The sequence below is a fragment of the Clostridioides sp. ES-S-0054-01 genome, assembly GCA_021561035.1.
In the GTDB taxonomy this organism is placed as follows: domain Bacteria; phylum Bacillota; class Clostridia; order Peptostreptococcales; family Peptostreptococcaceae; genus Clostridioides.
Genome location: CP067346.1, coordinates 2,015,739 through 2,030,767, shown reverse-complemented (window position 1 = coordinate 2,030,767; position 15,029 = coordinate 2,015,739). Strand labels below are relative to the sequence as shown.

Annotated in this window: 12 protein-coding genes, 1 pseudogene and 1 CRISPR repeat array; of the genes and pseudogenes, 10 read left to right on the top strand and 3 right to left on the bottom strand. The window is 26.7% G+C overall.

The window, feature by feature from the left end; all coding sequences use genetic code 11:
- Positions 1–130 precede the first annotated feature (130 nt).
- The 7 genes from JJC02_09795 (at position 131) to JJC02_09765 (ending at position 8,088) form a co-directional block, all read left to right on the top strand.
- Positions 131–844, top strand: coding sequence for a DUF2140 domain-containing protein (locus JJC02_09795; protein ID UDN53208.1), 714 nt, complete (start codon positions 131–133; stop codon positions 842–844).
- Positions 845–998: 154 nt separating this feature from the next.
- Complete coding sequence (locus tag JJC02_09790) at positions 999–1,562, top strand: hypothetical protein (protein UDN53207.1); 564 nt, start codon at positions 999–1,001, stop codon at positions 1,560–1,562.
- Between the two features lie 305 nt (positions 1,563–1,867).
- On the top strand, positions 1,868–3,568 hold the full coding sequence (locus tag JJC02_09785; protein UDN53206.1) for a hypothetical protein: 1,701 nt from the start codon (positions 1,868–1,870) through the stop codon (positions 3,566–3,568).
- Positions 3,569–3,737: 169 nt separating this feature from the next.
- Positions 3,738–4,355 carry a hypothetical protein gene (locus tag JJC02_09780; protein UDN53205.1) on the top strand — a complete coding sequence of 206 codons (618 nt, stop codon included), beginning with the start codon at positions 3,738–3,740 and terminating at the stop codon, positions 4,353–4,355.
- A 359-nt stretch (positions 4,356–4,714) separates the two neighbouring features.
- Positions 4,715–5,908, top strand: coding sequence for an aspartate kinase (locus tag JJC02_09775; protein UDN53204.1), 1,194 nt, complete (start codon positions 4,715–4,717; stop codon positions 5,906–5,908).
- A gap of 17 nt (positions 5,909–5,925) precedes the next feature.
- Entirely contained in the window at positions 5,926–7,218 is a 1,293-nt protein-coding gene (lysA, locus tag JJC02_09770; protein UDN53203.1) for a diaminopimelate decarboxylase, read from the top strand.
- 216 nt (positions 7,219–7,434) lie between these two features.
- Positions 7,435–8,088 (top strand): hypothetical protein, encoded by a 654-nt coding sequence (locus JJC02_09765; GenBank protein ID UDN53202.1) that lies wholly within the window; start codon positions 7,435–7,437, stop codon positions 8,086–8,088.
- A 157-nt stretch (positions 8,089–8,245) separates the two neighbouring features.
- Here JJC02_09765 and JJC02_09760 read toward each other — a convergent pair whose 3' ends face one another.
- On the bottom strand, positions 8,246–9,331 hold the full coding sequence (locus JJC02_09760) for an AI-2E family transporter (GenBank protein UDN53201.1): 1,086 nt from the start codon (positions 9,329–9,331) through the stop codon (positions 8,246–8,248).
- A gap of 191 nt (positions 9,332–9,522) precedes the next feature.
- On the opposite strand from JJC02_09760, the gene JJC02_09755 reads away from it, so the two are divergent.
- The 3 genes from JJC02_09755 (at position 9,523) to JJC02_09745 (ending at position 12,147) form a co-directional block, all read left to right on the top strand.
- Entirely contained in the window at positions 9,523–10,239 is a 717-nt protein-coding gene (locus JJC02_09755; protein UDN53200.1) for an rRNA pseudouridine synthase, read from the top strand.
- A 55-nt stretch (positions 10,240–10,294) separates the two neighbouring features.
- Positions 10,295–10,876 carry a class I SAM-dependent methyltransferase gene (locus tag JJC02_09750; GenBank protein UDN53199.1) on the top strand — a complete coding sequence of 194 codons (582 nt, stop codon included), beginning with the start codon at positions 10,295–10,297 and terminating at the stop codon, positions 10,874–10,876.
- Positions 10,877–11,274: 398 nt separating this feature from the next.
- A complete protein-coding gene (locus JJC02_09745) occupies positions 11,275–12,147 on the top strand; it encodes a MurR/RpiR family transcriptional regulator (protein ID UDN53198.1) in 873 nt (290 codons plus the stop codon).
- A gap of 595 nt (positions 12,148–12,742) precedes the next feature.
- Positions 12,743–12,971: a CRISPR direct-repeat array (repeat unit 31 nt; unit sequence GGTTTTATATTAACTATATGGAATGTAAATA).
- 476 nt (positions 12,972–13,447) lie between these two features.
- On the opposite strand, the pseudogene JJC02_09740 reads toward JJC02_09745, so the two are convergent.
- Positions 13,448–13,525, bottom strand: a pseudogene (locus tag JJC02_09740) (transcriptional regulator).
- A 609-nt stretch (positions 13,526–14,134) separates the two neighbouring features.
- The gene (locus JJC02_09735; GenBank protein UDN53197.1) at positions 14,135–14,833 is read right to left on the bottom strand and encodes an alpha/beta hydrolase; all 699 of its coding nucleotides are present in this window, start codon (positions 14,831–14,833) and stop codon (positions 14,135–14,137) included.
- Positions 14,834–15,029: the final 196 nt, after the last annotated feature.

Here is a 15,029-nt window from a genome sequence, read left to right as displayed (position 1 = left end):
AAAAAATGAGATTGGTTGAATTAATCTTTAAAAGACTGTATTATAGTATGTATATTGTTAAGAATATTATGTGAAGTTAGTTATCTAAATTTATTTTAAATCTGTTGACAGATTTATAAAGGAGACGATTATGGGAAAGGTTGCAAAGATTTTATTAAGTTTAATTGTTATTGTTCTAGTATTTGCAGGTATTGTTGTATATATCTTGACACCAAAAGAGAGATATGATGTTAGTTCGCAAAATAATAAAATCATAGATGAAGAATACTTATCAAAAGGCTCATATATAAATTCTATGGAAGTAGTAAAAAATCCGCTTAGAATGGTTGGAAAAGTATCTGTTTCAGAGGAAGAGTTTAAAAATTTAATATATACATTGATGCAAAAGCATGACATTAAGGAACTTGAAAATAATTTTGTTGAAATGAAAGATGGTAAAATAAAGGTAGCAGGACCATATAAGGTTTTTGGTTTGATAAATAGTCAGTATGAACTTGAATTGAGACCTACTTTAAGCGATGAAAATTTAGTTGTGAGTCTTGAAAATGTAAAACTTGGAAAATTCAAGATAAGTGATAAAGTGTTGGAAAAAATATTAAATAACTACAATAAAAAAGTTCCATTTGAGGTTAATGGAAATAAGATTAGCTTAGAAAAAAGTTATCTTTATCCAGTAACACTTAAAAATATATCTATAAAAAAAGGAAATGTTGATTTGGATATGGAAGTAGAAATAGATTTAAAATCGCAAATAAATGGAGCATTAGGATATTTAAAGGACTCTGGAAGGGTTCAGGATATACTAAATCATTTGATTAATTTAAAGAAAACGTCTGTTGGTTAAAAATATAGAACATTTATACTTTTATTATATTTTATATAATGTTAAAACACTTCAAAATCAAAATTTGTAAAACAACATTTATTATGTTAGAATATTTTATGGCATTAAATTGTAAGTGTATAATATTATCTAATTACTAGATTGGGGGGAAATGATGAATAAAGTCTATATTGTAACAACATATACAGGAACTGTATTATCTTACTTAATAAGGAATATAAGTAAAAAATTGTATACACATGTGTCAATATCACTAAATGAAAATCTAAAACCAATGTATTCTTTTGGAAGATTAAATCCAAGGAATCCATTTATTGGAGGGTTTGTTGAAGAAAATATAAATCAAGGATTATATGCTATAAGAAAAAACACTGTGTGTAGGGTATATTCATTAGAAGTAAATAATTTACAATATGAAAATCTATATAAAAATATAAAATTAATTAGTGATTATAGAGAAGATTACTATTACGATATAATGGCATTAATATATTTGCCAATGAATATTCATAGACAATCTGAATATAAATATGTATGTTCAAATTTTGTTGCTGATATGTTAGAAAAAAGTGAGATAGACATTTTAAATAAACAAGCATTTGAAGTAACACCAAATGATTTTTATAATTTATCTGGTTTAACCTTAGAATATGAAGGTTTATTATCAGAATATAATTCTAGACAACATTCTTATGTATCAAAAATTGCAAACATCTAAAAACTTATTTTAGAGTTTTTCATATAAAAAAATATTGTTAGATAATTAGGCTGAAGATAGTAGTTTAACTTCGAGAGAATTAAGAATTCGTAAATCTTAGTTAGAATACTTTCTTCAGTCTTTAAATTTCTATTATTATTTGTATTTTTATAGTATTTTTGGATATATATATTAGATATAATTAAATAAACAGAAGTATAAATATATAAAGATATCTTAACACATAATAAATATGATAAATATTTATTTTTTGTAAATATATGGATATAATAGTAATAATAACATTTTGTAGAGAGGAGTATTAAATGAAACGATATCTTAAAACATATGGAGTTGCATTAATAGTTGTAGTAATTTATGCATTTATTAAATTACCTGTACTAAGATTAGATTTCACATCTTTATTTTCAGTAGGAATAATTTTCTTTGTTGTAGCAGGGATACTAGATATGATGTTAGATAGAAATGAAAGAGCATCTAAAATTGCTAAGTATAATTTTTCAATAGCAATAGCTTTACTTGTGTATATTGTAGTAGTTCCTTTTATAACTTCTACACCTGTATTTCATGCAAAATCATATAAAGAACTATTGGGAAAAGTAACTGAAAGTAAATTCACTGATGACATTAGTCCTGTCAGTGTAAATGACATTCGTCTTGTAGATGAAGATATGGCCATGAAATTGGGTGACAAAAAACTTGGAGAAGTTCCAGCAATAGGTAGTGTGTCAAAATTAGGAAAATTCCATATACAAAATGTGGATGGAGAGTTGTACTGGGTAGCACCTCTTGTTCATAGAGACATAATTAAATGGATAACATCTCTAAGTGGGACAAGTGGTTATGTAAAAGTATCAGCTAGTAATCCTCAAGACGTTCAATTGGTTCAAGAAATAGATGGAAAGCCAATAAAGATAGTTTACCAACCAGAAGCTTACTTACATCAAGATTTACAAAGACATTTATACATACATGGTATTGTAAATGCTGGCATGACAGATTTCACTCTTGAAATAAATGATGAAGGAAGACCTTATTGGGTTGTAAGTTTATATGAACATAAAATTGGTTATGGAGGAGCAAATGCTACAGGAATAGCCACTGTTGATGCAGAAACTGGAAAAATAAAGGTTTATGATGTTAAGAACACACCTAAATGGGTGGATAGAATCCAGCCACAAAACTTTATAACAGACCAGATTAAAGACTGGGGTGTTTATGTTAATGGATTTTTAAATTCTGTTATATCAGAAAAGGGAGTTTTAGTACCAACAGAAGGTACATCGTTAGTTTATGGTAATGATAATAGGTCTTATTGGTATACGGGTATAACATCTTCAGGTGGAGATGAATCTACAATTGGATTTATGTTAGTCGACTCTAGAACAAAAGAGGCTAGATTGTATAAACAGCCAGGAGCTACTGAAACGGCTGCAATGAAATCAGCTGAGGGTAATGTTCAAGAAAAGAATTATGAAGCTACATTCCCTGTAATGTATAATATATTGGGTCAGCCAACATATGTATCATCATTAAAAGATAAGGCTGGTCTTGTTAAGAGAGTTGCATTTGTATCTGTTGAAGATTATAATGTACTTGGAATAGGTGAAGATAAGAACGAAGCATTAAGAAACTATAAAGATTCACTAGAATCTAAAGGTAATGATTTAAAACTTGATAATGATTTAAAAGATGAGGTAATAGAAGGTACAGTGACAAGAATAAGCCCAGATGTACGAGGCGGAAATACTAATTATTATGTAACTTTAGATTCAAATAAAGAGATAATATTCAAGGCTACTTCAAAAGTATCTAGCGAATTACCACTGACTCAAGTTGGAGATAAAGTTAAAATATCGTATTCAAAAGAAGAATCTGGTGTAATTGAAATGTCAGAATTTGATAACCTAAATATTGCAAACTTTGAAGATAAAAAAGCAAAAGAAGGAACAGAAACTGATGAAAATACGGGTTCTCAAGATTCTGAAAATCAAGGTAATGTATAGTTTAAATAAAAAAATTGATAATAGTATTTAGTATGTTAATAGCTAATTTTTATAGAATTTATTTCTATAAAAATTAGCTATTTTATTTTAATTCTTTGTAAATTTAATATCATAAAATTAATATAATATTAGTACAACTTTGCAAATAATACTTCAAGGAGAATGTACTATGACTAATATGGAAAAAGAGATATTACTTTTAATTAGCAGGGTTAGATGTGTTACAGAATCTCAATTTAGAAAAATTTATGGAGAGCAAAAGAGATACAATAAAAAAAATTTCAAAAAAACTTTGAGAAAAATGTGTAGTGAATATACACTAAAAAAATATCCTTGTGATGTGGATTATTATAATTATAAAGACCTCTCTTATGTATACTATTTAAATGGTAGCAAGCTTTTTAAGGGAGATGATTTAATAAAGGCTCTAGTAGGGTCAGAGTTAGTTGTTAGAATCAATACTGCAGGTTGTGATGTAAAAAGATTTTACCGAAATGTTAGTGTAGATGATGTGAAATACGATTTATTTATTGAATATACAGACCAATTTGGTAGTATAAAGCAAGTTTTAGTCGACGTTGATTTAAATAATGAAATAGACATTTCTAAATATGAAAATCTTTCTAAAAAAATAGATAAATCTACAATTCCGTTTTTTAAAGTGCCAAATGTTTTGGTAGTTACACCAGATAACTTATCTGAATTAAATGATTTAGAGAGATATGATAATGAGTACAGTATAAATTTTATAGATTTAGGATTAAATAAACTATTTAATTGTATATAAGTTAATTTTAAAAAGAAGACTAGCGATTTGCCACATTTTGTAAAATAATTGTTGCAATATTATATAGAGTGTGATAAAACTATATTAATAAATTAATTAAAAATAATGAGCCTAGGGTAGAGGTAGCTGTATTCAATAGTATTCAATAGGAGCTGGTAAGTGTTGATAATTGATGAAAGGGTCTATAGCCGAAGAAATTTTGTTGACGAACGAATTTTCTGGACTTATGCAGAATATGCATAAGGCTGTCACTTTTAAAGTGGTGAGCTACAAGGTTACTTGGTCTATGAAATTTACACGTCCAAAGTATACCTTTGGGCGTTTTTATTTATCAAAATTTAGTTTGAGGGGGAAAAAGCATGAGTATAATTGTCCAAAAATACGGTGGAAGTTCAGTAGCAGATACTGACAAAATAAAATTAATTGCAGAAAATATAATAGAACGAAGAAAAGAAAATCCACAAATGGTAATAGTTGTGTCTGCCATGGGAAAATCCACTGATGAATATATAAATTTAGCAAAAGAATTAAGTAATGAACCTAGTAAGAGGGAATTGGATGCTTTGATGTCTACTGGCGAAATGATTTCAGCATCTTTATTATCAATAGCATTAAATGCACTTGGTTGTAAAGCTATAAGCTATAATGCTTATCAGTTAAATATAAAAACGAGTGGTCTTCATGGAAAGTCTCAAATTGATGATATAAACATAAAAAGAATTAAAAATAGCTTAGATGAAGGAAATGTCGTGATAGTAACTGGATTTCAAGGAATCAATGAAGATGGCGATGTAACTACTCTTGGAAGAGGTGGTTCAGATACATCTGCTGTAGCTCTTGCGGTTAAATTAAATGGAAAATGTGAGATATATACAGATGTTGATGGGATTTACTTTACAGACCCAAGAAAATATTCAAGGGCTAGTAAACTTGATGAGATTGAATATGAAGAAATGCTTGAACTAGCAAGTTTAGGTGCACAAGTAATGCATTCAAGAAGTATAGAACTTGCACAAAAATATGGTGTTGAAATCTATGTTGGACGTGCATGTGGTGCAGTAAAAGGAACGTATATAAGAGGGGGAAAATACATGAAATTAGAGGATAAAGTAATAACAGGGTTAGCTACTAGTGATGATGATAGTTCTATAACAATAAAAGATTTTAAAACAGAAAATATATCTAGTTTATTTGAGGATATAGCAACTATGGGTATAAGTGTAGATATGATAAGCCAAACTGCACCTATTTTAGATAAGATAAGTGTATCATTTACAGTTCCAAAAGAAGAATTAGGAGAATGTAAAAAGATAGTATCTAAATATACAGATGAAGAACATGTAGTAATTGATAATAATATTACTAAATTCTCTTTAGTAGGTCTTGGCATGAAAAATACTTCTGGAGTTGCTGCTAAAGTATTTAAGATATTCAATGAAAATGGTATAATGATAAAACTTATAACTACATCAGAAATTCGTATAACTTGTGCTATAAATTCTGATGATAAACAAGTAGCTATAGAGAAAATAGCAGAAGTATTTAATATATAAAATTTGGGGAGGCTATTATGAAACTTCATGGAACTATGACCGTAAATAATAATGAATTATATATTGGAGGAGTAAGTTGTTTAGAGCTTAGTAAAAAATATCAAACTCCACTTTATGTATTTGATGAAGCTTTAGTGAGACAAAATTGTAGAGAATATATAGAATATTTTAAAGCCAAAGAAGGAAAAAATAAGGTTGCTTATGCGGGGAAAGCTTTTTTACCTCTTTATATGTGCAATCTTATAAATGAAGAACAAATGTGTCTAGATGTAGTTTCAGGAGGAGAATTATATACAGCTTATAAATCAAATTTTCCTATGGAAAAAGTTTTCTTCCATGGAAATAATAAGACTAAAGAAGAAATAAACATGGGATTAGATTTAGGTGTAGGTAAATTTGTAGTGGATAATTTTTATGAGTTAGACTTGATTGAAGCGTTATGTGAAGATAAAGGTAAAACTCAAGAGATATATTTTAGAATAACTCCTGGTATAGAAGCTCATACACATGATTATATAAAAACTGGACAGATAGACTCTAAATTTGGATTTGCTTTAGTAAATGGAGATTTATTTAGAGCAATAGAAAAGTTAAGTGAATATAAAAATATTAAACTTGTGGGTCTTCATGCTCATATAGGTTCACAAATATTTGATGTAGAACCATACATAGATACAGTAGATATAATGATGAACTTAGTAAAAGAAATAAAAGAAAAATTCAACATACAATTAGCAGAAATTGACCTAGGTGGAGGAGTTGGAGTTTATTATAGTGAAGGAGATAAACCTAAAACTATAAAAGAATTCTGTGAAACTATAATCATTAAAGCAGAAAATTCATGTAAAGAGCTTGGAATAGAAGTGCCTACATTAGTAATAGAGCCAGGAAGGTCAATAGTTGCAAATGCAGGAAGTACATTATATACAGTAGGTTCGATAAAGGATATAAAAGATGTTAGAGTTTATGTAAGTGTAGATGGCGGTATGACAGACAATGTAAGACCTTCGTTGTACCAAGCTAGTTATGAATGTAGTATTGTGAATAAAATTAACCATGAGACTATGAATCATGTAACAATAGCTGGAAAATGTTGTGAAAGTGGGGATATATTAATTGGAGATATAAATATAATGGACATTAAAAGCGGAGATATACTTATAACAACATCAACTGGTGCATATGGATATTCAATGTCTTCAAATTATAATAAAATACCAAGAGCAGCAGTAGTGTCAGTGTTTGATGGAAATGATAAGCTAATTTGTAAGAGACAAAGCTATGAAGACTTATTAGCTTTAGAGATATAAAATAAAGAAGTATATAATAAAAATTAAATATTAAAGTTTATTACTAGCAGATTTGCTAAGATATGTATCTCTAAATTAATTTTTAGTTTGTTGTATCATTCTTAGTATATCTGCTTATTTTTCGCTTTACTAGCAAATTTCTTGTAATAAATATAAAATATTTTAAAAACTTTCTAATTATGATAAAATTTAAAGTATATGACAAGGAGGGATTTAATGAGAGGAAGAGTAATTTTATTAATATCGATATTATCTATATTTCTTGTAGGATGTTCATTTAATAAAAAAGATGAAATAAATTTAGTAGAGCAGGGAAAAACATATTTAGAAAAACATGACTATAAAAAAGCTATGGAATCATTATCCTCTGCATTAGAAGAAGATAATACTAATGAGAATGCAAGAGCTATGTATATGCAAGCTATGAGAATGTCAAACATGACTGAGTTTGAAGAATTAAAAAATTATGAGGATGCGATTAAGGAACTTAAACTTATAGAAAAAATAAAAAATGGTTCATCTGCTATTAAAGAAGAGGCAACTAAAAAGAAAGAAGAATTAACTAAATTAGAAAAAGAACAAAATGAAGCAGAAGAACAAAGAAAGAAAAAGGCAAAAGATACGGCGGGAGAAGATAGGTATAGAGTAGAATCAGATGCAAGGAAATCTTCTTATAGTGAAAGTAATAAGAATAATAAATCTAGTTCTAAAAATAGCAATAAAAAGTCAAAAGGCGATAAGCCTGATAATAACAATTCTTCTCAAACTCAAGAAAAGCCAAATAGTAGTAATCCAACTCCAGTACCAACTCCACAAGATACTAGTGGTGGTTCAGATAATAGTGGAAATTCTCAAAACTCAAATAATTAATAAATATAAAATGTCTACATGCATTTAATGAACAAAATATATATTATAAAAAATATCTCTTAGCAAGTTTTCTTACTAAGAGATATTTTTTTGAGAAATAATTTAACAAATAACAGTCAATTTTTAAACTAAAAATTAAAATCACAGTATATATAAGCTATTGTAAGCGATTATCTATATATTTATCGACGTAAGTTTTTACGACAGCAGCTATTGGTACTGAAAGAAAAACTCCTATAAAACCAAATAGAGATTGACCTATTAAAATAGCAGAAATTACCCATATAGCTCCTATACCAACCTGATTACCCATAACTTTTGGCTCTATAAAATTTCCATCTAATTGTTGCAATATAAATATAAATACAATGACCCATATAGTTTTTTGAGGGCTATATAATATTGTCATGGCTATCGGAGGGATTGCACCAATAAAAGGACCAAAATAAGGTATTATATTACCTAAGAATATTATTGAAGCTAAAAATAAAGCATTTTCTATTCGGATAACAAATTGAAATCCTAAAAATGCAATTATACCAATAATAAGAGAGTCTAATATTCTACCAAGCAAATAATCATAGAAAATATCATGAGTAGTTCTAAAAAATTCTATAATGTTATCTGCTTTGTTTCTAGCAGTAGAAGAGTATAGGAATCTCTTAAATCCCAATGCGATTTTTTCTTTGTCATATATAATATATATAGATAGTATAAACCCCATTGTCATATTAAATAACATAGAGGATATGCTAAGTGTATAGATTAAGACGTTTTTAGGAATTCTACTAATAAAATTACTTGCTTCTTTTAATACATTATCTAAACTATATTGTATATGAGGAATTAAAGCTTTTAGAAAATCTATGTTTGACATATTTTTTTCTATAAAATTGTTCATATAATCAGTATACATAGGCATTTCATTTATCAATCTATTTAATGTATTGGCTATTGATGGAATTAACAACCTAATGGCAAAAGCTAAAATAATACCTATAAATATATAAGATAAAAAAATGGCTAAAAGCCTATGTGTTTTGAATTTTATTTCAAAGAGCATTACAAGTGGATTTAAAAGTAAAGCAAGTAAAATAGCTAGAAAAAATGGGCTAAAAAACTTTAAGAATCCTTCAATGCTAGATATAAAATCTGATGGAGTATTAATAAATTTAAAAAATAAAATTCCAATAAACACGACTATTAAATAATACTTTATATTTTCTTTTGAAATAATAATCACTTCCTTAAAATAGTGTTTAGTCAGCTATTACATATTAATAGTATGTGAAAAGAAATTACAATTATTTAGGAAAATTAAATAATTTTTTAGCTTGTTTTTAATTAAGGTCTAGTATAGTATAATAATGTAGCAAAATTAACATTGATAAAAATATTAAATAACATATAATTTAGGATAAGGAAGGATTATGTATGAGAATTAATAAGTATATAGCTTCTTGTGGAATTGCATCTAGAAGAAAATCAGAAGAAATAATTCTTGAAGGAAGAATAAAAGTAAATGGAAGTGTAGTAAAAGAGTTGTCTTTTAATATTGATGAAGAAAAAGATATAGTAGAATTTGATAATAAAAAAGTAAAGCCAAGTGAAAATTATATTTATATAGTATTAAATAAACCAGAGGGATATATAACTACAGTAAAAGACCAGTTTAACAGACCAAGTGTAATAGATATACTTAAAGATGTGAAGGAAAGAGTATATCCAATAGGGCGATTAGACTATGAAACTAGTGGGTTATTAATACTTACTAATGATGGCGATTTGACATACAAACTTACTCATCCAAAACATGAAATTGATAAAACGTATGTGGCAAGTGTGAAGGGGATTATAAGTAATGATGAAATAAGAAAATTCGAAACAGGATTAAAAATAGAAGATTACACAACAGCACCTGCCAAGATAAGAGTAACTAAAGAAAATAAAGAAAAGAATTATTCAGTGTGTGAAATAACTATACATGAGGGTAGAAATAGACAAGTAAGAAAAATGTGTAAAGCTATAAATCATCCAGTTTTAAATTTAAGAAGGATTTCTGTAGGGAAAATAGTATTAAAAGACACAAAAATTGGAGAATACAGATACTTAACAGAAGATGAAATAAAATATTTAAAATCAATAAAATAAGATAAAAATAAACTAAAAAAATGAAATAAAGTTAATGGTAGGGAGAAATGGTATTATGGCATATGCAAAATATTTAACTAAAATTACAGATATAAATAAATTTTATTTAGAAAATATTATAAATGAAGGTGATATAGTAATTGATGCTACTATGGGAAATGGGCATGACACAAGGTATTTAGCTGAAAAGGTTGGGGAAGAAGGCTTTGTATATGCTTTTGATATACAAGAGGAAGCGATAAAGTCTACAAGAAAGAAATTAGAGAAAGAAGGATATACAGACAGAGTAAAATTGATATTTGATGGGCATGAAAATATGAATAAATATATAAAAGAAAAAGTTTCATGTGTTTTATTTAACTTGGGGTATCTCCCAAGAGCAAAACATTCAATTATAACCAAACCAGATACAACTTTAAAGGCTATAAAATTGAGTTTAGAAATGTTAAAAGAAAATGGAGTAATAAGCATTGCCATATATACAGGGCATGATGGAGGTCAAGAGGAAAAAGATTGTATATATAACCTTGTCAATAATTTAAATCAAGATGAATTTAATGTTTTAGAATCCAAGTTTTTAAATCAAGTCAATAACCCACCACAATTGATTTTAATTGAAAAGAAAAAATCACAATAAATACTAAAAAACTTGACAAGATTCTATTAAGAGTTAATATATATATTGTGACCTACTAAAAATACTTTAAATAATAAGTATATGATAACTTACTTTCAAAATAAAATATACACTTAAATATGCATAATAAGATGGATAACTTTTAAATGAGTAAAAATTGAAAAATTTAAAAGAAATATTGGATAAATATTAAAAAATGCAAGAAAAGATGGTATAATAAATTTAATCAAAAATACTATGTGAAGTATAAGGTACAGAAAAGTTAGAATTTTATGAGTTTAAGAAGCTATAATAAAAACTAAGATGAAATTGAGATAAAAAATAAAGTAATAAAATTTTTAGAGAAAAAGGCAGTGTTAATAAAAACAAAATAGTTTAATAACTAAAAGGAGAAAAAAATGGAAGAAACAAATGAAATGAAGGACAGTAAACATTTGATATCAAATATACAATCTCAATATACGAGATTGAGTAAAGGACAAAAACTTATAGCGCAATATATTTTAAATAATTATGATAAAGTTGCATTTATGACTGCATGCAAATTGGGTGAAACTGTAGGAGTAAGTGAATCTACAGTTGTAAGATTTGCAAATGCCTTAGGTTATAGTGGATATCCTAAATTACAAGCTGCACTTCAAGAACTCATAAAAAATAAACTAACTACAGTACAAAGAGTTGAAATGGCAAATGATTATTCAGATGATTTCGCAATATTGAACAAAGTTTTAAAGAGTGATATAGATAATATAAGATCTACATTAGAAGAAATTGACGAAAGAGCATTTAAAGAAGCTTCTAATAAACTTTTAAAAGCGAGAAAAATATATATACTTGGAATGAGAAGTTCTTTTGTAGTAGCTCAATATTTAGGTTTCTACTTAGATATAATACTTGACAATGTTCATATAATTAGAATGGATATGGGAGATGCTTTTGAGCAGATTGTAAGAATAAATGAAGAAGATGTTATAGTTGCGATTAGTTTCCCTCGTTATTCGAAGAAATCTTATCAAATTGTCAATTATGCCAAGGAAAAAGGAGCTCATGTAATATCATTAACAGATAGCTTATTTGCACCAGTAGCATCACTTGCAGATAATACTCTTTTAGTTAAAAGTAATATGGCTTCGTTTGTAGATTCTCTAGTTCCAGCTCTTAGTATTTCAAATGCTCTTGCTATATCTGTTGGGATGAAGGAAAAAGAAGATATTAAACAACACTTTGATGATTTAGAGCAAATTTGGAAAAAATATTCTGTGTATGAGTAAAATTTGTATATTAATAAGTATTGTTGATTATTAAAAGGTTCAAATATAGCGATGTTTGGACAAAAGTATTATAAAATAACTGACTGACATTTAACTGACAAAACCATTTTTTAGGTTTAATTGACAGTCAGTTTTTTTATGTAAATAATATTTTGCTTAAATTGTCAGAAGTCTTTTTATCCGTTTCTTCTAAATGAGAATACCTATACATAGTTATTTTTATTTAAGATAACTTTTTGTTGTGCGTATATGTTTTACAGAAAAGAAGATAATTATAATTATATTAAATATTTTAGAAACCTAAAAAGAAAAAGGTATTATTGGAATAGAGAGTATAGTTAAGCATTTACAAACATATAGATGCTCTTACTTTGCTAAATTATCCCATTTTTATTTTATAATGTGAGTTTTATGATATAATAAAAATATAGAAGTTTTGCAGTGAGCGATTTTTGAGATAAAGTAGGGCATAACAGTTGAAATATAAAGCTTTGAGAGCATATGATAACTGTTATCAATTGCACTATTGCTCGCTCACTGCAAATTTAAGAGGATGGTATATGTATAAGCGTTGGAAATACTCAATTTATTTTGGGGTTTTATATTAACTATATGGAATGTAAATACAAATGAATCTGCAAATATAGTTGTACTACTTAATGGTTTTATATTAACTATATGGAATGTAAATAGATATTTCAAGCTCTTTTGCACTTTGAGATAAGTTACGTTTTATATTAACTATATGGAATGTAAATACTTTTCTAATTTTTTTATATTTCTTTCTAGAGTAGGTTTTATATTAACTATATGGAATGTAAATGTTTTACTGCTGGATAATAGAAGTTTCTTCTCATTGAATAAAGATTTAATCACTTTATATTTATCTTAATTCTGGGATAGTTTAATTATTATTCTCTAGTTGTAATTTGTGTTTCATGATTTTAAAATTTTCAATTCCAATTTTATCTCGTCTAATTGAGTTAACTTACCTTTTTGATTTTCTAATCAATCCATTTTTCTTTATATTTAAGAATCCATATTCTAATTTTATTGTATAGAACAAAATGTTTTTCTGCTATTAAATTAAACTCTTTAGAAAAATGTAATTCAACTGTTTTGATTTTTTATTCTAATGATACCTTAATTTTGGACATAATAAAACTCTACTAGAGTTAGATAGTTTTACATATTTTAACTGTATCTTAAAGGGATATAATTCAATAAAAGGAGTGCTTTTGAACAAACTTTTTTTATCTTTTTTATCTTCTACAGATTTAAGTATATCACCTGTCTGGCACTATAGAGCTTTGCAAATTTCGTTTAGAGTAGTAAATAGAATAGCTTTTGCTTTTCCAGTTTCTGAAATTGATAAATTTCTTTTTTGAACCTTTTTATATTTTCAAGTATAAATGGGGAGTATTTAGTACCATTAATTATAAATATCAAGAATAAAATGACTATAAGATAGTCGGAAAAATATAGTATTCTTGCAATTAAAGTAATTACTTTATCAGAACTGAAATCATATAAAAACATAGGTATCATGCATAAGAAAATTATCGAAATAAATGATGATAACAATAAAACTATATAGTATATTTAAAATTTAAGAGTTAATATTTATATAATAGATGTTTTATAGTTAATTTTGTTAGATTTTATTTGATACTATATCTTAATGACACAATAAATATGTATATATTAATAGAGAATGAAAGATTGAATTTTGTAGATAACTATAATTTATTGATAGTGATAAATAAAAGTTATACAGCTTTATAGAAGAAAGAGAGTTGTACAATATTACATCTCTCTTTTTTCTATTCTGATTAATCATTAAAGACTTCTTAATGTTCTGTATACTTTCAGGTTCTGTAACAATGACTGATTTGTTATTTATGTAACTATTTTAATAATACTAAAATAAAGTTAATTAAATAAGTATTTATAAACAATGTAATTATAGTAATAATATAATTATTTTTTATTTAACTAAAGTATTTAGCCATTCATATAATGTATTTAATTCTTGTGGTGTGTTAAACCAATGTTTACCATTTTCCATAATAGTAAGGTTGCAATTAAACTTTTCTATAAATTTCTCTACAACGCTGATTTCAGTAAGTTCATCATACCTACCATATAATATTTTTGTTGGTACATTCCATTGAGTGATAGGATGTTGTTTTGCATATTGTAGATATTCCCATGAAAGAGTATGCCCAAATGAAGTTGGGATAATTAGTTCATGTTTAAGTTGCTCTTCTGATACATTTGCCCAAAGCATCATATTTGAAATAAGCTGTTGCATATCAAGAATTGGAGATACAAAAATACACTCCTCTAAGTTCTCTTTTTCAAAACTCAACATACTAAACCATGCTCCAATACTATTTGCATATAACGAAATTTGATTCCAGTGGCACTTTGTATATTCCATAATTGATACTAGTTCTGGGACAACATGCCATGGATTAAATGAATTTTTTTCTTCTTTACGTTCTCCATGTTCAGGTAAATCAATACTTAAAACTTGCCATTCATGGGGAACAACAATATTAGCAAAATCTTCAGCCTCCTCTTTATTACCACATTGTCCATGTATGTAAATGTATAATTTACTTGAAGGATTTCCCCAAAGGATTGAAGGAACTCCATGAATTTTGAAATATTTTTTTTCCATAAAAATCTCCTCTCAGTTTGATATATTAGTGATTGTTATATTAATCAAACTCTAAAATAAAATTGTAATATATAATTTAATATAATACTAATGATATTAGTTTTAATACTAATTTAATTAGTATTATATGATATTAGTATTAAATTGTCAAGATTTTATGATAGTATAAAGAATTTTATAAATTACAATGATTGAC